Raw genomic sequence first — 18246 nt, 5'->3', positions numbered from 1 at the left:
CGATGGCGGCACAGGGGCGGCCTGGGCCGCCCCCGCGCCAGGAGGCAGGCTCAGCCCCGCTCGCGCGCGATTGCCCTCCAGCCGATGTCGTGGCGGTGGAACTCGCCCTCCCAGGCGATACGCGCGACCGCCTCGTAGGCGCGCGCCTGCGCGGCAGCCACGCTGTCGCCGAGCGCGCACACGGTGAGCACGCGACCGCCGGCGGTGACCACGCGGCCAGCGGCGTCGAATTTCGTGCCGGCGTGGAAGACCTTGCTGTCCTCGATCGGTGTGGCATCCAGGCCATGGATGACGTCGCCGAGCCTCGGTGTGCCCGGGTAGTGCTGCGCCGCCATCACCACGCCCAGCGCGGGGCGTGGATCCCACAGCGCCTGCACGGCGTCGAGGCGGCCGGCGAGCGCGGCCTCGACCAGCTCCAGCAGATCGGACTTCAGCCGCAGCATCACCGGCTGTGTCTCCGGGTCGCCGAAGCGCACGTTGAACTCGATCACCTTGGGTGCGCCGCCCGCATCGATCATCAGTCCGGCGTAGAGGAAGCCGGTGAACGGGTGCCCCTCGGCCGCCATGCCGCGCACGGTCGGCATCACCACCTCGCGCAGAATGCGCTCGTGCACTTCGGGCGTGACCACCGGCGCCGGCGAGTAGGCGCCCATGCCGCCGGTGTTGGGGCCGGTGTCGCCGTCGCCGACGCGCTTGTGGTCCTGGCTGCTGGCCATCGGCAGTACGTGCGTGCCGTCGACCATGGCGATGAAACTGGCCTCCTCGCCGTCGAGGAACTCCTCGACCACCACCCGCGCGCCGGCGCGGCCGAAGGTGTTGCCGGCGAGCATGTCGCGCACCGCCGTTTCGGCCTCGGCCAGCGTCGTGGCCACGATCACGCCCTTGCCGGCAGCCAGGCCGTCGGCCTTGATCACGATCGGCGCGCCCTTCTCGCGCACGTGGGCCAGCGCGGCGTCGAGGTCGGTGAACACCGCGTAGTGCGCAGTGGGGATGCCGTGGCGGGCGAGGAAGTCCTTGGCGAAGGCCTTGCTGCCCTCCAGCTGCGCGGCGTGCGCGGTGGGCCCGAAGATGCGCAGTCCCTCGGCGCGGAAGCGGTCGACGATGCCGGCCACCAGCGGCGCCTCGGGGCCGACCACGGTCAGCGCCACGCCTTCGGCCTTCGCCAGCGCCAGCAGGCCGTCGATGTCGGTGGCGGCCATGGCGACGTTGCGGCACTTGGTCTCGCGCGCGGTGCCGGCATTGCCGGGGGCGATCAGCACTTCATCCACGCGCGGGGACTGCGCGAGCTTCCAGGCCAGGGCGTGCTCGCGGCCGCCGGAACCGATGACGAGAATTTTCATGGTCTGCTTCCTCGTTGCCGTTGCTCCACCCTTGCAGGAGCGGCGAAAGCCGCGACCCGAGAGACGAGAAACGAGTGAAGTGGAGTGAGAAACGAGGTAAAGCGTGGCTCGGTGAGCCGACGCTCTTGCCTCGTTTCTCACTCCTATTCACTCACTGCTGTCGCTCCAGGGTCGCGGCTTCCGCCGTTCCTGCGACGAATCCCGAATCTCCAATTCCGAATCCCGGCCTCAATGCCGGAAATGCCGCACGCCCGTGAACACCATCGCCATGCCGTGCTCATCGGCGGCGGCGATCACTTCGGCGTCGCGCATCGAGCCGCCCGGCTGGATGACGGCGCGGATGCCGGCGGCGGCGGCGGCGTCGATGCCGTCGCGGAAGGGGAAGAAGGCGTCGGAAGCCATCACGCTGCCCGAGACGGCCAGGCCAGCCTCCTCGGCCTTCATGCCGGCGATCCTGGCACTGACCACCCGGCTCATCTGGCCGGCGCCGATGCCGATGGTGCGGCCGTCCTTCGCGTAGACGATGGCGTTGGACTTGACGTACTTGGCCACGCGCCAGGCGAACAGCAGGTCGGCGAGTTCGGCCTCGCTGGGCGCGCGCCGGCTGACGACCTTGAGTTCGTCGCGGGTCACCTCGCGCAGATCGGCCGTCTGCATCAGCAGGCCGGAGCCGACGCGCTTGAGGTCGATGGTGTTGCGGCCGTCGCCGTGCGGGATTTCGATCACGCGCACGTTGGGTTTCTTCGCGGTGACCGCCAGCGCGTCGGCGTCGATGGCCGGAGCGATGATGACCTCGACGAACTGGCGCTCGACGAGGGTCTTCGCGGTGGCCGCATCGAGCGGGCGGTTGAAGGCGATGATGCCGCCGAAGGCCGAGGTCGGGTCGGTGGCCCAGGCCAGCTCGTAGGCGGCGCCGATGTCCGCGCCCTCGGCCACGCCACACGGGTTGGCGTGCTTGACGATCACGCAGGCCGGACGCTCGAACTGGCGCACGCATTCCCACGCGGCATCGCTGTCGGCGAGGTTGTTGAAGCTCAGCGCCTTGCCCTGGCGCTGGCGGAAGGTGGCCAGCGTGCCGGGCACCGGCCACAGGTCACGGTAGAAGGCAGCCTGCTGGTGCGGGTTCTCGCCGTAGCGCAGGTCCATCACCTTGACGAAATTGCCGTGCTGCTGGGTCGGGAACTGCGCGCGTGGGCCGTCGAGGTCGATGCTTGAGAGGTAGTTGCCGATCGCGGCGTCGTACTGCGCGACGCGGTTGAAGGCGGCGACCGACAGCGCGAAGCGGGTCTTGCGCGTGAGTGCGCCGTCGTTGGCCGCGAGTTCTTCCAGCGCGGCGGAATATTGCGCCGGGTCGGTGAGCACCGCGACCCGGTCCCAGTTCTTGGCCGCCGCGCGCAGCATCGCCGGGCCGCCGATGTCGATGTGCTCGATCGCCTCGTCCAGCGTGCAGTCGGCGCGCGCGGTGACCTGCTCGAACGGATAGAGGTTGAGCACCAGCAGGTCGATCGCCTCGATGCCGTGCGCGGCCATCACCGCGTCGTCGGTGCCGGCGCGGCCGAGCAGGCCGCCGTGCACCTTCGGATGCAGCGTCTTGACGCGGCCGTCCATGATCTCGGGGAAGCCGGTGACCTCGCTCACGTCGGTCACCGTCAGACCCGCCTCACGCAGTGCGCGTGCGGTGCCGCCGGTGGAGAGCAGTTGCACGCCGCGTGCGGCGAGCGCCCGGGCCAGATCGAGCAGGCCGGTCTTGTCGGAGACGGAGAGCAGGGCGCGGCCGATCCGGATGCGGTCGGCGGGCTGGCGGTCGGTGGTCATCGTGGGCACCCCGGAAAAGGCGCGAATTATACCGGGGAGTGGTGGCCCGGGCCGTCGGTGGTTTCCGGCGCGGCGTGCCGGCGGTTTGCGCGCCGGCGAGCCGGGCCGGCATCCATGCGTGAAGTGGCAGTCCGGCGATGTTGCGTGCGTGGGGGCTCCGGATTCCCGCTTTCGCGGGAATGACGTCGATGTGACGCGCTCTCTCGCAGCCCCGAGTCACGAGCCCAGGCCTTCAGCCCAGGCCGTAGTGCTTGAGCTTCTTGCGCAGCGTGGCGCGGTTGATGCCGAGCGCGGCGGCGGCGCGGCTCTGGTTGCCACCGTAGTGGCGCATCACTTCCGCGAACAGCGGCGTTTCGACTTCGCGCATCACCACGTCGTAGAGGTCGTCGGGCGTATTGCCACCCAGGTCGGCCAGATAGCGGCGTACGGCGACGGCGACTTGCTCGCGCAGGGCGGGTTGGGTGGCGACGGCGCTCGGGCTGTCCGAGCGCAGGGCGTAGAGGGCATTCACGTCGGGGCGGCTCCGATGTTCTTCTCAGCTTCCGGTGCTGGCCTTCGCGTGTGGATCGAAGGGAGGGCAGTCTACCCCCATCGTCGGACGGCTTGCCAATGCCTGCGCAAACGCCTGAGTGGGCGCAGAAAAATTCTCCACGCCGCGGGATGTGCGCCGGCGTTCAGCGGAAGTCGAACGCGAAAGCGATCGCGGCGCGGTCGGGATCGAGCACTTCCAGCGTGACGTTGGCGGACTGGCCGGGGGCGATCAGCGGGCTGGCCGGGGCAGCGCCGAGGTACTCGGCCGGCGCGAAGCGCCGCATCGCCACGTCGCGGCCGTCGAGATCCTGCAGGCGCAGTTCCAGCCACGGCCAGGGCTGGGCATAGAGCGCGTCGTTGCGGAAGGTGGCGGTGATCAGCAGCGCCCCGGGGACCGACGGGTGTGGGCGCACCTCGCGCGCGGTGATGCGGAGGGCGGACAGTTCGCGCCAGGGTGGCAGCGTGCAGCCGAGCAGCTCGCAGGCTTCGAGCAGCCATGGCCGCCAGCGCGCGTCGGCGGCGAGGCGGTCGCGCTCGGCGTACAGCGACTGCGCCAGCAGCAGCGCGGCGAGCAAGACCACCAGCAGCCACAGCCAGCGCTGGCGGCCGGGATGCGCCGGCCGGGTCGCGGCGAAGCTGGGCATGGCGTGGTGCCGCGCCGACGGCTTGGGCGCGCCGCCGAACAGATCGCCCTGGTCGGGCGACGCGGCGTCGTCGGAGGCCAGCGGATCGCGGTCGGTGTACGGGTCGGCCATGCGGCGATTCTACGCCGCGGCGCTCAGCCGCGACGACGGCCGGTGATGCGGATCCAGTCCTCGTGCCGTGCCACGGCGAGGTCGTCGAACCATTCGGCGTAGCGTTCGAGCAGTGGCGCTTCCTGGCCGGCGAGGATGCCCGACAGCGCGATGACGCCACCGGCTGCAGTGCGCGCGGCGAGGTGCGCGGCCAGCGCGTCGAGTGCGGAGGCGAGGATGTTGGCGACCACCACCGGATAGGTCGCCGGTGGCTCCGCGTCGGGCAGGAACACGGTCAGGCGCTCGGCGACACCGTTGCGTTCGGCGTTGTCGCGGCTGGCGATCAGTGCCTGCGGGTCGTTGTCCACGCCGACCGCATGCGCCGCGCCGAGCTTGAGCGCGGCCAGCGCGAGGATGCCCGAGCCGCAGCCGAAATCGAGCACGGTCCGGTCGCGCAGGTCGAGCGAATCCAGCCACGCCAGGCACAGCGCCGTGGTCGGGTGCGTGCCCGAGCCGAAGGCCAGGCCGGGATCGAGCCGCACCACCGCGGCATCGGGCGTGTTCGCTTCGTCGGGCAGGTCGTGGTTCCACGGCACGATGAAGGTGCGCGTGCCGAACTTCATCGGCTTGAACTGGTCCAGCCAGGCGCGTTCCCAGTCCTGGTCGGCGACTTCGCGGAAGCTCGCCGAGGACAGGTCCAGCCCGTCGTCGAAGGCTTCCAGTGCGGCCAGCACCGCGTCCTGGTCGGTGCCGTGCCCGAACAGCGCGGTGACAGTGAGCATCGGCCACAGCGGTGTCTCGCCCACGCCGGGTTCCAGGATGGCGTGCTCGTTCGGCGTTTCCGCCTCGGCATCCATCAGCGTGACCGAGAGCGCACCGATGTCCTCCAGCGCGGCCTCGACGCGCGGCTGGTCGGATTCGCGGCAGCGCAGTGAGAGTTCGAGGTAGGGCACGGTGGCGTCGGTTTGGAATCGGTTCGATGGGTGAGGCAAGTGAATTGACCCGGGTGCAGCGAAGCGGAATCCGGGGCACGGGTTCCCGGATTGTGGCGCTGCGCGCCTTCATCCGAGCTACTCCCTACTCGCTGGCGCGTGTATCAGACGATGCTCTTGTCCGTCAGAAAGCCTTGGGTAGACCCGCCTGCCGGAGCACGGCGTTGGCGGTGTGGCGCGACTTGATCTTCCCGTCGACCACGAAGTGCAGGCCGGTGAGCGGCGAGCGCCAGATTTCGTGATCGCCGCGTCCGTGGCGGATGAACTCGCAGCCGGCGTCGCGCAGCAGTCGCTTCAGCGCGTCGGTGTAGCTCTCGACCATCAGGCGGCCGGGCGGACATGGTCGAAGCGGCGGGCCAGCAGCTCGAAGGAAATATCGCCTTCCACCGCCGCGCCGTTGGCCGCGAGCAGTTCCGGGATCATCGTCTCCAGCTTGGCCACCAGCGCCTCGACCGTGTCGGCCTCGGTGGCGAGGCCGGGCACGTCGTTCGAGGTGGCGAACCACACGCGCGCCTCGGCATCCCATTCGGCATGCACGTACAACGGCTTGTCGTTCATGTGCGTACTCCGGCGTTCCGGCGCGAGGGTGCGGCGACGGCTGGAGTTTAGCCCAGCCCGATCGCCTTCTCCTTCTGCTCCTTCAGGCGCTTTTCCAGGTAGTGGATGTTCATGCCGCCCTGCCGGAAGCCGGGGTCGGCCATGATGCGCTGCTGCAGCGGGATGTTGGTCTTGATGCCGTCGATGACCATCTCCGAGAGCGCCACGCGCATGCGGGCGATGGCCTGGGCGCGGTCGGCGCCGTGGACGATGAGCTTGCCGATCATCGAGTCGTAGTTCGACGGCACCCGGTAGCTCTCGTAGATGTGGCTGTCCACGCGCACGCCCGGCCCGCCAGGGGCGTGGAAGTGCTTGATCAGGCCGGGGCAGGGCATGAAGGTGTCCGGGTCCTCGGCGTTGATGCGGCACTCGATGGCGTGGCCGCGCAGCACCACGTCCTCCTGCCGGATCGACAGCTTGTGGCCGGCGGCGATCAGCAGCTGCTCGCGCACCAGGTCGATGCCGGTGACCATCTCGGTGACCGGGTGCTCGACCTGGATGCGGGTGTTCATCTCGATGAAGTAGAAGCGGCCGTCCTCGTACAGGAACTCGAAGGTGCCGGCGCCGCGGTAGCCGATGCGCAGGCAGGCCTCGACGCAGACCTGGCCGATCTCGGCGCGCTGCGCCTCGGTGATGCCGGGGGCCGGCGCCTCCTCCACCACCTTCTGGTGGCGGCGCTGCATCGAGCAGTCGCGCTCGCCGAGGTGGATGGCGTTGCCCTGGCCGTCGGCGAGCACCTGGATCTCCACGTGGCGCGGGTTCTCCAGGAACTTCTCCATGTACACCATGTCGTTGCCGAACGCGGCCTTGGCTTCGGACTTGGTGGTGGCGATGGCGTTGTGCAGCGCGGCGGCGGTGTGCACCACGCGCATGCCGCGGCCGCCGCCACCGCCGGCAGCCTTGACGATCACCGGGTAGCCGATCTCCTCGGCGATGCGCGCATTCTCGGCCGGGTCGTCGCCGAGCGGGCCGCCGGAGCCGGGCACGCAGGGCACGCCGGCCGCCTTCATCGCCTTGATCGCCTCGACCTTGTCGCCCATCAGGCGGATGGTGTCGGCGCGCGGCCCGATGAAGATGAAGCCGGACTGCTCCACCCGCTCGGCGAAATCGGCGTTCTCGGAGAGGAAGCCGTAACCGGGGTGGATGGCCTGGGCGTCGGTGACCTCGGCGGCGGCGATGATCGCCGGGATGTCCAGGTAGCTCTGTGCCGACGGCGGCGGGCCGATGCACACCGACTCGTCGGCCATGGCGACGTGCTTGAGATTGCGGTCGACGGTGGAGTGCACCGCCACGGTCTTGATGCCGAGCGCGTGACAGGCGCGCAGGATGCGCAGCGCGATTTCGCCGCGGTTGGCGATGACGACTTTGTCCAGCATTGAAAGGGCGTCCTGTGGCGTTTCGACCACGGTAGCCGGCAACCGGCAGCCGGTAGCCGGAGGGCGGGCGTCAGCGACGCGCTCTTCCGGTCTCCGGTTTCCGATTCCCGGTTTCCGCTCTCAGGAAATGACGAACATCGGCTCGTCGAACTCCACCGGCTGGCCGTTCTCGACCAGGATGGCGGTGACGGTGCCGGAGACGTCGGCTTCGATCGGGTTGAACATCTTCATCGCCTCGATGATCCCCAGCGTGTCGCCGGCCTTGACGGTCTGGCCGACCTTGACGAAGGCGGGCGCCTCCGGGTTCGGCGAGGCATAGAAGGTGCCGACCATCGGCGAGCGCACGACGTGCCCGTCCGGCGCCTCCTTGACGCTCTTGCCGACCGACTCGGCCGAGGGGCCGGGGGCGGGCGCCGCCGGCGCGGCGGCCGGGCGGTGATGCTCGGCCTGCATCGGTGCGGCAACGGGGGCGGCCATCGCCGGTACGCCGCCCTTGGGCACACGTGACAGGCGCACACTCTCCTCGCCTTCCTTGATCTCGATTTCGGCGAGGTTGGATTCTTCGAGCAGGTCGATCAGTTTCTTGATTTTGCGGAGGTCCATGCCGGCCTCGTTCTGGTCTGGAAAGGGGTGTCGCGCGCGGCGACGGGTCGGTCAGTGGCCGGGCAGCCGCGCCAGCGCGGCCTCCAGCGCGAGACGGTAGCTGTCGGCGCCGAAGCCGGCGATCACGCCCACCGCCAGGTCGCTGAAATGGCTGTGGCGGCGGAACGGCTCGCGGGCGTGTGGGTTCGACAGGTGCACCTCGATGAACGGGATGGCCACGGCGGCGAGCGCGTCGCGCAGGGCGACCGAGGTATGGGTGTAGGCGGCCGGGTTGATCAGGATGAAGGCGGTGCCGTCGTCGCGCGCGTGGTGGATGCGCTCGATCAGCACGTGCTCGGCATTCGACTGCACGCTCTCCAGGACATGCCCGGCCGCCTGCGCGCGCTGGCGCAGGCCGGCGTCGATGTCGGCCAGGGTGGTACGGCCGTAGACGTCCGGCTCGCGGCTGCCGAGCAGGTTCAGGTTGGGACCGTGCAGGACCAGGAGTTTGGCCAAGGCTGCCCTCCCCGGGGCGCCGTCAGGGGCCGCCAGTCTGTGCGAGCGACTGGCCGCTTGTCCAGCCGTTGACAACCCGATCAACGACGTTCGCAGGAATTTAAGCGGATGTTTGAATCGCGTGCGTCGATGGGGCGGGGCGACCGGTGGCGGCCTTACTCCGTCGCCCAGCGTCGCAACTCGGCGGCGCTGAACACGCCCAGCTTCTGCTTGCGGACGCGGCCGTCGGCAGCGATCAGCACCGAGTAGGGCAGCACGCCACGGGTATTGCCCAGCCGTACCGAACTGTCATCGGCGGCCGGGCTGTCGAGCAGGATGGGATAGCGCACCGGCACCTGTTCGAGAAAGGCATGCACGGCCTCGGCGCTGTCCAGCGCGATACCCAGCACTTGCACGCCGTTGTCGCCCTGTTCGGCGGCAAAGGCGTCCAGAAGCGGCATTTCCTCGATACAGGGGCCGCACCACGAGGCCCAGAAGTTGATCAGCAGCGGGCGGCCGTCCCAGCGCGACAGCGGCTGCGGCATGCCGTCGAGGTCGGGCAGGTGCAGGTCCGGGCGAAGATCGCCGACCTTGGCGACCGTGACGCCGGCCGGCACCGGCTGCTCGGCCGGCAGCGACCACCAGCGTCCGGCCCACAGCCCGGCCGCGCCGGCCAGCACGGCGACCGCGACGATGGCCAGATGGCCGCGCCAGGACGAGGCGCTCACTTCGCGGCCTCCAGCGCCGCCTGCACGATGCCGTCGCTGAGCACGGTCGGCAGCACCCGCGGTTCGCCGCCGTTGCGCGGGTAGACCACGTAGAGCGGCACGCCGACCGCGCCATGCGATTCGATGAAGGCGGTGATGTCGGGGTCGACATTGGTCCAGTCGCCTTTCATGTAGACGCCGTCGGCCGCGGCCAGCGCATTGCGGAAGGCGTCGCCTCCGAGCACGCGGCGTTCGTTGACCTTGCAGGTCACGCACCAGTCGGCGGTCATGTTGACGAACACCAGTCGGTTGTCGCGGCGCAGCGCGGCGAGGCGCTCGGCCGAATACGGCACGGCGTCGTCCGCCGCCTGCGTGGCCGTGCCCGGCGTGGCCGGCAGGCGCTGCACGCCCCACAGCGGCAGCAGCGCCAGCGCCAGCGTCGCCAGCGCCAGAGCGCGCGCCAGCGGACGGCGGCGGAAGCGCAGCCGCTCCAGCCACCACAGCGCCAGTGCCAGCAGCACCGCGCCGGCCAGCAGCAGGCCAATGGCGTCGGCGCCGCGCTGCTTGGCCAGCACCCAGGCCAGCCACGCCGCGGTGAGATACATCGGGAAGGCCAGCGCCTGCTTGAAGGTTTCCATCCACGCGCCCGGTTGCGGCAGGCGGCGCGCCAGCGCCGGCACGAAGCCGATCAGCAGGAACGGCAGCGCCAGGCCCAGGCCCAGCGCCAGGAACACCAGCAGCGCCAGCAGCGGTGGCGCGGCGAAGGCGAAGGCCAGTGCGGTGCCCATGAACGGCGCGGTGCACGGGCTGGCCACCACCACCGCCAGCACGCCGGTGAAGAAGTCACCGGCCGGGCCTTTCTTTTCCGTCAGCGTCTGGCCCATGCCCGACAGCCCCAGCCCGAGGCTGAACACTCCCGACAGGCTCAGGCCGATGGCGAGCATCACATAGGCCAGCACCGCGACCACCAGCGGCTGCTGGAGCTGGAAGCCCCAGCCCAGCGACTCGCCGGCGGCGCGCAGGCCCAGCACCGACAGGCCCACTGCGACGAAGCTGGCCAGCACGCCAGCCGTGTACCACAGTGCGCGGCGGCCGGCGTGGCCATTGCCGTGGCCGCCATCGGCCAGGCTCAACGCCTTGAGTGAGAGCACCGGCAGTACACAGGGCATCAGGTTGAGGATCAGGCCGCCGCCGAGCGCCAGCAGCAGGGCCAGCGCCAGCGTGGTGGCGCCGGCCGGCGCGCGCGCGGGCGCGTCGGGCAGCGTGGCGACGGCGCCGGCCGGCAGGTCCACGCGCACCTGTCGGGTCATCGGCGGGTAGCACACGCCGTCGGTCTGGCAGCCCTGGAAGGTCGCCTCCAGCAGCAGCGCCTGCGCCTCGCCGCGGCTGCGGCCGAGCGGCAGCGGCACTTCGGTCTCGGCGAAGTACACCGACACGTCGCCGAAGTGGTCGTCGTGGTGTGCCTGCGCCGCCGGCCAGCGCGGCTCGCCCAGGGCGACGCCGTCGCCTTCGATCACCCGGAATGCCAAGCGGTCGCGATACAGGTAGTAGCCCGGCGCCGGCGTGAAGCGCAGCAGCAGGGCCGACGGGCTGGCGGCGATGGCCTCGAAGCGGAACGCCTGCTCGGGTGGCAGCGGCAGGTCGACGCTGCTGCCGTCCGGGGCGGTGCCGGTCAGCGGGGCGCCGACGCCGAGCGCACGGTTGAGTGCGGCCAACCCGTCCTCCGCTCCGGCGGGGGCGGGCGCCAGCGCGACGGTGATCGTCTGCGTATGCGGCGGATAGCACACCCCGATGTCGGCGCAGCCCTGGTAGCGCACGCGCAGCGTGGCTTGGCTGGCACCGGGCACGGGTGTGCCGGTGAGCACGGCGCGCAGCTCGCCGCGGTAGGTTTCGACGTCGCCGAAGAATTCGTCGTGGTAGGCGATGCCCGGCGGCAGCTCCAGCGCGCCGGGCGCGAAACCCTGGCCATCGCGCACTTCGGTGCGGTGGCGGTAGAGGTAATAGCCCTCGGCGATGGCCCAGGTCAGCGCGATGCGGTCGGGTGCGACCGCCTCGGCGCGCAGGGCGAAGGCCTGCTCGATCGGCAGCAGGTCGCTGGGGTCGACGGCACGGGCGGGCAGCGGGAGGGCCAGCGCGAGCGCGGCCAGGGCGGAGGCGAGCCTAGCGATCAAGCGGTGTGTCCTTGCGACGGGGCGGGGGCGCGGGTTTCCTCGACGATCCAGCCCAGGTAGGGCGGTAGACCGGCGGCGATTTCGACCGCGACGATCTCCGGGAGTTCATACGGGTGCAGCGCGCGAAGCCGCGCCTGCAGGTCGTCGAAGCGGTCGGCGGCGGTCTTGATCAGCAGCAGCGTCTCGTCGGCGGATTCGACCGCGCCCTGCCAGCGGTAGACCGAGCGCAGGCCGGGCAGCAGGCTGACGCAGGCGGCCAGCCGCTCCTCGACCAGGGCGCGGGCGATGCGCTCGGCCTGGTCGCGGTCGGGGCAAGTGCAGTGGATGAGCAGGGTCTTCATGGTTGGCAAAGGCTAGCAGAGCCGTCGCGGGCGGACCCGCCATCGGGGGGCTTGAAACCGGCCGGGCCAACCCTATCTAGGGCCTGGTCGCGACGCTTCCTCGGGGGAGCGGTCGCGCGCTATCATTGGCACTCACAAGGGCAGAGTGCTGACAGCTCTGCTCTCATTCATTGGCAATCAGTCAGTTAGAGGGAATGTCATGAGCATCCAGCCGCTGTACGACCGCGTCGTCATCAAGCGCATGGAAGAAGAAAAGGTGTCCGCCGGTGGCATCGTCATCCCCGACACGGCGGCCGAGAAGCCGATCCGGGGCGAGGTCATCGCCGTCGGCGAGGGCAAGGCCCTGGACAACGGCAGCGTGCGCGCGCCGAAGGTGAAGAAGGGCGACAAGGTGCTGTTCGGCAAGTACGCCGGTACCGAGGTCAAGCTCGACGGCACCGAGTACCTGGTGGTGCGTGAGGACGACATCCTGGCGATCCTGGGCTGAGCCAGTCGCCGCAAGTCGGTAACCGGCCGCCCGCTTCGCGGGCCCGATCGGTAATCGGGGTGGCGCACCCCCTCCCATGCCGATCGTCTTGACACCGGTTCCGAAGACCGCTCTGCCGATTTCCCATTTCCCATTTCCGTCTTTGAGGTAACAGCCATGGCTGCCAAAGAAATCCGTTTCGGTGAAGACGCCCGCGCCCGCATGGTCCGCGGCGTGAACATCCTCGCCAATGCCGTCAAGGCGACCCTCGGCCCGAAGGGCCGCAACGTCGTGCTCGAGAAGAGCTTCGGCGCCCCCACGATCACCAAGGACGGCGTGTCCGTCGCCAAGGAGATCGAGCTGTCCGACAAGTTCGAGAACATGGGCGCGCAGATGGTCAAGGAGGTCGCCTCCAAGACCTCCGACAATGCCGGTGACGGCACCACCACCGCCACCGTGCTGGCGCAGGCGCTGATCCGCGAGGGCATGAAGGCGGTCGCCGCCGGCTTCAATCCGATGGACCTCAAGCGCGGCATCGACAAGGCGGTCGCCGCCGCCGTCGCCGAGCTCAAGAAGCTCTCCAAGCCCACCGCCGACGACAAGGCCATCGCCCAGGTCGGCACCATTTCGGCGAACAGCGACGAGTCGATCGGCAACATCATCGCCGAGGCGATGAAGAAGGTCGGCAAGGAAGGCGTGATCACCGTCGAGGAAGGCTCGGGCCTGGAGAATGAACTCGACGTGGTCGAGGGCATGCAGTTCGACCGCGGCTACCTGAGCCCGTACTTCATCAACAACCAGCAGTCGATGTCGGCCGAGCTGGAAGACCCGTTCATCCTGCTGCATGACAAGAAGATCTCCAACGTGCGCGACCTGCTGCCGGTGCTGGAAGGCGTGGCCAAGGCCGGCAAGCCGCTGCTGATCGTGGCCGAGGAAGTCGAGGGTGAGGCGCTGGCGACCCTGGTCGTCAACACCATCCGCGGCATCGTCAAGGTCTGCGCCGTCAAGGCCCCGGGCTTCGGCGACCGTCGCAAGGCGATGCTGGAAGACATGGCGATCCTGACCGGCGGCACCGTGATCTCCGAAGAGGTCGGCCTGCAGCTCGAGAAGGCCACCATCAAGGATCTGGGTCGCGCCAAGAAGGTCGTGGTCTCCAAGGAGAACACCACCATCATCGACGGCGCCGGCGAAGCCGAAGCCATCCAGGCTCGCATCAAGCAGATCAAGGCGCAGATCGAGGAGACCACCTCCGACTACGACCGCGAGAAGCTGCAGGAGCGCGTGGCCAAGCTGGCCGGTGGCGTGGCCGTGATCAAGGTGGGTGCTGCCACCGAGGTCGAGATGAAGGAGAAGAAGGCCCGCGTCGAGGACGCCCTGCACGCCACCCGTGCGGCGGTCGAGGAAGGCGTGGTGCCGGGTGGTGGCGTGGCCCTGCTGCGTGCCAAGGCGGCCATCGAGAACCTGAAGGGTGCCAACGAGGACCAGAACCACGGCATCGCCATCGCCCTGCGCGCGATGGAGGCGCCGCTGCGCGAGATCGTCGCCAATGCCGGCGAGGAGCCGAGCGTGATCGTCAACAAGGTCAAGGACGGCCAGGGCAACTTCGGCTACAACGCCGCGACCGGCGAGTTCGGCGACATGGTCGAGATGGGCATCCTGGATCCGACCAAGGTCACCCGCACCGCGCTGCAGAACGCGGCTTCCATCGCCGGCCTGATGATCACCACCGAAGCCATGGTGGCCGAACTGCCGAAGAAGGAAGACAAGCACGCCCACGGCGGTCCGGGCGGCATGGGCGACATGGACTTCTGATCCACGCCGCACCGTCGAGTCTGTCCACGAAGCCCGGCCCAGTGCCGGGCTTCGTGCTTCATGGCGTCCGAGGCGTAAAGCTCTGGCTCGCGCCGCGGCAACGGCTGATTCGACAAGCAGAAACCGCCGATGGGAACGACGGATCACGGACGCAACCCTGAGCAGCCGTCCGGGCATCGGAGCGCTTTGTGCCGCGCCTTGCCGCATCCCGGCGGCAGGTAGAGGTGTGCGCACCACTGCCGGCCGCCAGACCCGATCCGCGTCACGCCCGCCCCGCGCCCGAGCGCACGCTGCTGTACGCGCTGGTGCAGGCGTACCGCGCGCATCTCACCCGGTTCCACGGCATCTTTGCGGCAAACGCGAAGTCGCGTGCACAGCTGATGCCGTCGGGGCGGGGCAAGCGGCCTGCGACCGATGCCGCAGCGGCGGAGGTCCGTGCGATCGACGAGCCGCGCAGTCACCAGCAGGAGCACTGTGCGATGAACTGGCGCAACGTCTCAATCGGGTCTTTTCCCTCGACGTCACCCCCTGCGTCCACTGTGGCGGTACGGTACGGATCGTCGCCAGCATCGAGGAACCCGCCGCCATGCGCCATCCTCGCCCACTTCCAGAAACACGGCGCGCTGGAGCGAGCGCATTACCGGCCTGCAGCGCGCGCGCTGGCTGCGGCGGCCGCGTGAGTCCTCGCCGGCCACGGAGCCTGTCCAAGGCTCAGTCGAAAAACCCAGGGCGAAAACCGGAAGACGCCACGACGCGGCCACAACCCGCAGGGCTGCGCTCGGCCCGCTGCCGGGAATCGGTGAGAAATGCCGCGGGACTGCGCCGCTGCGCCGCTCCGCGAAGCCGGAATCCCACGCGCGGACCTCCGATGCTGGCCCCAGCTGGCGCCTGTGCGGCCGTGACCTGACACCTGCCCGCCAGCTGCCCGAAGCCAGCGCCCGAAAAGGGCGTTTGAATTTCCTATATCCTCGTGCGCTGGTTCGATACCGAGCCGGTGCTGGCCGCGCTGGTGGCCGGTCTCAGCGAAGAGATGCAGCACCTGCGTGCTGAATTGGCCTATCACCTGGTGCGCGCGGCGTGAGCGGAGGCCCCTGATGGACAAGCAAAAGACGTGGAATGCCAGTTACTGGCTGGTGGCGTTCGTGTTGTTGCTGGTGCTGCAGAACTGGTGGCAGGCCGCGACCAGGGTGCAGCCGGTGCCGTACAGCGAGTTCGAACAGGCACTGCGCGAGGGGCGTGTGGCCGAGGTGCTGGTGGGCGACCGCACCCTCACCGGGCGGCTGAAGACGCCCGACACGCGCGGCAAGACGGTCATCGTGGCCAACCGGGTCGAACCCGACCTGGCCGAGCGCCTGGCGCCGTACGATGTGCCCTACACCCGCGTGGTGGAAAGCACATTGCTGCGCGACGTGCTGTCCTGGGTGCTGCCGGCGCTGGTGTTTTTTGGGGTGTGGTTCTTCCTGTTCCGCAAGTTCGCCGAAAAGCAGGGCATGGGCGGCTTCATGAGCATCGGCAAGAGCCGCGCCAAGGTGTACGTGGAACAGAACACCGGCGTGCGCTTCGACGACGTGGCCGGGGTGGACGAGGCCAAGGCCGAGCTGGCCGAGGTGGTGGACTTTCTGAAACACCCGCAGGAGTATGGTCGGCTGGGAGCGCGTATCCCGAAAGGCGTGTTGCTGGTGGGGCCGCCCGGCACTGGCAAGACTCTGATGGCCAAGGCCGTGGCGGGGGAGGCCGGGGTGCCGTTCTTCTCCATCTCGGGCTCGGAGTTCGTCGAGATGTTCGTGGGGGTGGGCGCAGCGCGCGTGCGTGACCTGTTCGAGCAGGCGCGCGCCAAGGCGCCGGCCATCATCTTCATCGACGAACTGGACGCGCTGGGACGCGCCCGGGGCGCGGGTGGCTGGGTGGGAGGGCACGACGAGCGCGAGCAAACCCTCAACCAGCTGCTGACCGAAATGGACGGCTTCGACAGCTCGGTGGGGTTGATCATTCTGGCGGCGACCAACCGGCCCGAGATTCTGGACCCGGCGCTGCTGCGCGCCGGGCGGTTCGACCGCCAGGTGCTGGTCGACCGGCCGGACAAGAAAGGGCGGCTGGCGATCCTGCGCGTGCATGCGCGCAAGGTACGGCTGGCGCCCGACGTCGATCTGGAGCGGGTGGCGGGATTGACCACCGGGTTTTCGGGGGCCGATCTGGCCAACCTGATCAACGAAGCGGCGCTGGCGGCTACCCGCCGCAAGGCCGACGCCGTGGGGATGGCCGACCTGACTGCGGCGTTCGAACGCATCGTCGCGGGTCTGGAGCGGCGCAACCGCGTGCTCAACGAGGCCGAGCGCCGCACCGTGGCCTACCACGAGATGGGTCATGCCTTGGTGGCGCTGGCACTGCCGGGGTCGGATCCGGTGCACAAGATATCCATCGTGCCGCGTGGCGTGGGCGCGCTGGGCTACACCCTGCAACGCCCGACCGAAGACCGGTTTTTGATGCGGCGCCGCGAGTTGGAGCACAAGATCGCCGTGCTGCTCGGGGGGCGTGCGGCGGAAAAGCTGGTGTTCGGCGAGCTGTCGACCGGTGCCGCCGACGATCTGGCGCGAGCGACCGACATCGCGCGCGACATGGTGACCCGTTACGGGATGGATGAAGACCTGGGCTATATCGCCTTCGAGGCACAGCGCCCGCGTTTTCTGGACGTGCCGGAACAGGTCGCCGGGGGGTGCCGTGTCGCCGAGTCGACGCAGACGCGCATCGATGCCGCCATCCGTGCCATCGTGATGGGGGCGTTCGAACGCGCGATGGCCATTCTTGAGCACAATCGCGACATACTGGAGCGCAGTGCGCAGGCGCTGCTGGAACGCGAGACGCTGGAAGAGGACGAGATTCGCGCCCTGACCCAAGGGATGCGTGCGCCCGACGCGGTATCGGTGGCGACGTGAGGATCGGCGGCCCGCCCACAGGGCCCGTCCGATCCGCTGCCACGATTCGCCTCCAGCCCGGTGCGCCCTTCTTGGACGCGCCCTGCGTGCCGTTTTGCCATGCCGTCCTGCCCACCCCCGTCCCGCCCCCGATCGTTTTTTTTTTCGCCGCTGGTTCACCAACGTCTTATCGGTGTTGGTGCTGATGCTGGCCTGGCGCCAGACGTCGGTGCTGCAGGCCATCGTCGCGCTGGGCCTGCTGTTCTACTGCATGGGCGTGCCGGCCTGACTGCTGCCCAGCACCGTGGCGGAAGGCGGGTTCAGCAGTCGTTGACGCGGCGCGCGGTGATGCTGCCGTCGACGTCCAGGTCGCCCAGCGGCGTGCTCATGCGCATCGACATCGTGCCGTCGCTGTGCTCGCCCTTGAACACGACATCCATGCGGCCGGTGGCCTTCGAGTGCATCCCGTCCGTGTCGTAGGTGCAGTTGAAGGTGGCCCAGCCGCCCTCGCTGCCGACCTCGCGACCGGTGATGGTGCAGTCGTCGCCCATGTTGCTGCCCATCAACTCCTCCGCACTGGCCAGGCACTCGGCGCTCTCTTCCACGACGTCATCCAACTCGATCGGGCCCGTGATCCGGCTGTGGACCCTGATTTCCCAGATGCCCGGGACGAAGCGGGTGCTGTCGTCTGCCTGCGCGGTCGCGCTGATCTGGGCGGTGGTGGCGAGGGCGGCGGCAAGCGTAAGGGCGATGCGCATGTCGGACTCCTTGGACAAGTTCGAACGGTGATCCGGGTCGGTTCGTCGGGTACGGCTGGTCTCGCGTCCGGTGAGCGCACAGCCATCCCCCGGCAGGGTGATCATCAGGCTGCCGTCGCGGATGTTGCTCCCCCGCTCAGGCAATGTACCCCGGAGTGAGTGGCTCAAGCCCTCCATCGTGATGAAGCCAGTGGTTTTGGCCGCGCTCTTGATTCCCCGCTGGGCGGGTCGGACGCTGTACAGGCCGTTGGCCAGCAGGGACTGGCTGAACAGGGTGTTTGAATCCCCTATGCCCTGGCGCTGTCTCGGCGCCGGCCTTCAGGTACAGCACCTCGTTGGCGATGATGGCGACGAACAGCCCATCGGGGCAAAGGCCATGGCCGCCGAACATGCGCTTGGCGTGCATCGCCCCCAGCGGCGCCAGCAGCTCGACGCACCAGCTGACGAAGCCCTCGTCGCGTGCCACGCGCCGGCCGCCGGCAAGCTCGCCGGGCAGGCGGCGCGGCATCGATGTGGTCGGCATGCCGCTGATCGGCGTGGCGCTGCCGGTCGCCGCCCTGTGATGGCTGGCGCGCCTGCGCCCTCCATTCCGGCCGATCGCGCGCCTGCGGGCTTTC

The 18246-nt window shown here is 69.4% G+C and carries 18 protein-coding genes and 1 pseudogene; 4 read left to right on the top strand and 15 right to left on the bottom strand.

Annotation, left to right across the window (positions count from 1 at the left end; genetic code table 11):
• Positions 1 to 50 precede the first annotated feature (50 nt).
• The 13 genes from purD to cutA all read right to left on the bottom strand — a co-directional run bounded on the left by purD (position 51) and on the right by cutA (position 11681).
• Positions 51 to 1340: a phosphoribosylamine--glycine ligase gene (purD, locus tag HNQ58_RS06710; protein ID WP_183948137.1), complete on the bottom strand. Its 1290-nt coding sequence runs from the start codon at positions 1338 to 1340 to the stop codon at positions 51 to 53.
• A 228-nt stretch (positions 1341 to 1568) separates the two neighbouring features.
• Positions 1569 to 3155, bottom strand: a complete 1587-nt coding sequence (gene purH, locus HNQ58_RS06705) for a bifunctional phosphoribosylaminoimidazolecarboxamide formyltransferase/IMP cyclohydrolase (protein WP_183948136.1) — start codon at positions 3153 to 3155, stop codon at positions 1569 to 1571.
• Between the two features lie 232 nt (positions 3156 to 3387).
• The gene (gene fis / locus HNQ58_RS06700) at positions 3388 to 3666 is read right to left on the bottom strand and encodes a DNA-binding transcriptional regulator Fis (protein ID WP_183948135.1); all 279 of its coding nucleotides are present in this window, start codon (positions 3664 to 3666) and stop codon (positions 3388 to 3390) included.
• A 163-nt stretch (positions 3667 to 3829) separates the two neighbouring features.
• Positions 3830 to 4441 (bottom strand): DUF3426 domain-containing protein, encoded by a 612-nt coding sequence (locus HNQ58_RS06695; RefSeq protein WP_183948134.1) that lies wholly within the window; start codon positions 4439 to 4441, stop codon positions 3830 to 3832.
• A gap of 23 nt (positions 4442 to 4464) precedes the next feature.
• Positions 4465 to 5373, bottom strand: coding sequence for a 50S ribosomal protein L11 methyltransferase (gene prmA, locus HNQ58_RS06690; RefSeq protein WP_183948133.1), 909 nt, complete (start codon positions 5371 to 5373; stop codon positions 4465 to 4467).
• A 163-nt stretch (positions 5374 to 5536) separates the two neighbouring features.
• On the bottom strand, positions 5537 to 5734 hold the full coding sequence (locus HNQ58_RS06685; RefSeq protein ID WP_183948132.1) for a type II toxin-antitoxin system HicA family toxin: 198 nt from the start codon (positions 5732 to 5734) through the stop codon (positions 5537 to 5539).
• Entirely contained in the window at positions 5734 to 5970 is a 237-nt protein-coding gene (locus tag HNQ58_RS06680) for a DUF1902 domain-containing protein (RefSeq protein WP_183948131.1), read from the bottom strand. Before HNQ58_RS06680 ends, HNQ58_RS06685 begins: the two co-directional genes overlap by 1 nt.
• 47 nt (positions 5971 to 6017) lie before the next feature.
• Positions 6018 to 7385, bottom strand: a complete 1368-nt coding sequence (gene accC / locus HNQ58_RS06675; protein WP_183948130.1) for an acetyl-CoA carboxylase biotin carboxylase subunit — start codon at positions 7383 to 7385, stop codon at positions 6018 to 6020.
• Between the two features lie 120 nt (positions 7386 to 7505).
• On the bottom strand, positions 7506 to 7988 hold the full coding sequence (gene accB / locus HNQ58_RS06670) for an acetyl-CoA carboxylase biotin carboxyl carrier protein (protein WP_183948129.1): 483 nt from the start codon (positions 7986 to 7988) through the stop codon (positions 7506 to 7508).
• Between the two features lie 51 nt (positions 7989 to 8039).
• On the bottom strand, positions 8040 to 8483 hold the full coding sequence (gene aroQ / locus HNQ58_RS06665) for a type II 3-dehydroquinate dehydratase (protein WP_183948128.1): 444 nt from the start codon (positions 8481 to 8483) through the stop codon (positions 8040 to 8042).
• Positions 8484 to 8638: 155 nt separating this feature from the next.
• Entirely contained in the window at positions 8639 to 9190 is a 552-nt protein-coding gene (locus HNQ58_RS06660; protein ID WP_343057221.1) for a TlpA disulfide reductase family protein, read from the bottom strand.
• Positions 9187 to 11340 (bottom strand): protein-disulfide reductase DsbD family protein, encoded by a 2154-nt coding sequence (locus HNQ58_RS06655; protein WP_246417110.1) that lies wholly within the window; start codon positions 11338 to 11340, stop codon positions 9187 to 9189. The genes HNQ58_RS06660 and HNQ58_RS06655 overlap by 4 nt, the downstream gene beginning before the upstream one ends.
• Positions 11337 to 11681, bottom strand: a complete 345-nt coding sequence (gene cutA / locus HNQ58_RS06650; RefSeq protein WP_183948127.1) for a divalent-cation tolerance protein CutA — start codon at positions 11679 to 11681, stop codon at positions 11337 to 11339. Before cutA ends, HNQ58_RS06655 begins: the two co-directional genes overlap by 4 nt.
• A 199-nt stretch (positions 11682 to 11880) precedes the next feature.
• Here cutA and groES point away from each other — a divergent pair, with 199 nt between their 5' ends.
• The 4 genes and pseudogenes from groES to ftsH all read left to right on the top strand — a co-directional run bounded on the left by groES (position 11881) and on the right by ftsH (position 16892).
• On the top strand, positions 11881 to 12168 hold the full coding sequence (groES, locus tag HNQ58_RS06645) for a co-chaperone GroES (protein WP_183948126.1): 288 nt from the start codon (positions 11881 to 11883) through the stop codon (positions 12166 to 12168).
• A 156-nt stretch (positions 12169 to 12324) separates the two neighbouring features.
• Positions 12325 to 13959, top strand: a complete 1635-nt coding sequence (gene groL, locus HNQ58_RS06640) for a chaperonin GroEL (RefSeq protein WP_183948125.1) — start codon at positions 12325 to 12327, stop codon at positions 13957 to 13959.
• A gap of 293 nt (positions 13960 to 14252) precedes the next feature.
• Positions 14253 to 14639, top strand: a pseudogene (locus HNQ58_RS06635) (IS91 family transposase); the annotation flags it as partial.
• Between the two features lie 414 nt (positions 14640 to 15053).
• Complete coding sequence (gene ftsH / locus HNQ58_RS06630; protein ID WP_183948124.1) at positions 15054 to 16892, top strand: ATP-dependent zinc metalloprotease FtsH; 1839 nt, start codon at positions 15054 to 15056, stop codon at positions 16890 to 16892.
• 299 nt (positions 16893 to 17191) lie between these two features.
• Here the strand turns inward: ftsH and HNQ58_RS06625 are convergent, their stop codons facing one another.
• Complete coding sequence (locus HNQ58_RS06625; protein ID WP_183948123.1) at positions 17192 to 17734, bottom strand: DUF3617 family protein; 543 nt, start codon at positions 17732 to 17734, stop codon at positions 17192 to 17194.
• A 31-nt stretch (positions 17735 to 17765) separates the two neighbouring features.
• Positions 17766 to 18152, bottom strand: a complete 387-nt coding sequence (locus HNQ58_RS06620; RefSeq protein ID WP_221301186.1) for a TfoX/Sxy family protein — start codon at positions 18150 to 18152, stop codon at positions 17766 to 17768.
• Positions 18153 to 18246: the final 94 nt, after the last annotated feature.

Source organism: Rehaibacterium terrae (assembly GCF_014202935.1).
Taxonomy (GTDB): Bacteria; Pseudomonadota; Gammaproteobacteria; order Xanthomonadales; family Xanthomonadaceae; genus Rehaibacterium; species Rehaibacterium terrae.
The sequence above is the reverse complement of the archived record's forward strand: the minus strand, read 5'-3'. Positions and strand labels throughout refer to the sequence as shown.

What these genes read in the sequence shown, in the direction of transcription:
- HNQ58_RS06680 (WP_183948131.1), bottom strand. Translation starts at nt 5,970, where the DNA reads ATGAACGACAAGCCGTTGTACGTGCATGCCGAATGGGATGCCGAGGCG.
- accB (WP_183948129.1), bottom strand. Translation starts at nt 7,988, where the DNA reads ATGGACCTCCGCAAAATCAAGAAACTGATCGACCTGCTCGAAGAATCC.
- groL (WP_183948125.1), top strand. Translation starts at nt 12,325, where the DNA reads ATGGCTGCCAAAGAAATCCGTTTCGGTGAAGACGCCCGCGCCCGCATG.
- groES (WP_183948126.1), top strand. Translation starts at nt 11,881, where the DNA reads ATGAGCATCCAGCCGCTGTACGACCGCGTCGTCATCAAGCGCATGGAA.
- HNQ58_RS06695 (WP_183948134.1), bottom strand. Translation starts at nt 4,441, where the DNA reads ATGGCCGACCCGTACACCGACCGCGATCCGCTGGCCTCCGACGACGCC.
- cutA (WP_183948127.1), bottom strand. Translation starts at nt 11,681, where the DNA reads ATGAAGACCCTGCTCATCCACTGCACTTGCCCCGACCGCGACCAGGCC.
- HNQ58_RS06625 (WP_183948123.1), bottom strand. Translation starts at nt 17,734, where the DNA reads ATGATCACCCTGCCGGGGGATGGCTGTGCGCTCACCGGACGCGAGACC.
- purH (WP_183948136.1), bottom strand. Translation starts at nt 3,155, where the DNA reads ATGACCACCGACCGCCAGCCCGCCGACCGCATCCGGATCGGCCGCGCC.
- ftsH (WP_183948124.1), top strand. Translation starts at nt 15,054, where the DNA reads ATGGACAAGCAAAAGACGTGGAATGCCAGTTACTGGCTGGTGGCGTTC.
- purD (WP_183948137.1), bottom strand. Translation starts at nt 1,340, where the DNA reads ATGAAAATTCTCGTCATCGGTTCCGGCGGCCGCGAGCACGCCCTGGCC.
- HNQ58_RS06620 (WP_221301186.1), bottom strand. Translation starts at nt 18,152, where the DNA reads ATGCCGACCACATCGATGCCGCGCCGCCTGCCCGGCGAGCTTGCCGGC.
- accC (WP_183948130.1), bottom strand. Translation starts at nt 7,385, where the DNA reads ATGCTGGACAAAGTCGTCATCGCCAACCGCGGCGAAATCGCGCTGCGC.
- HNQ58_RS06685 (WP_183948132.1), bottom strand. Translation starts at nt 5,734, where the DNA reads ATGGTCGAGAGCTACACCGACGCGCTGAAGCGACTGCTGCGCGACGCC.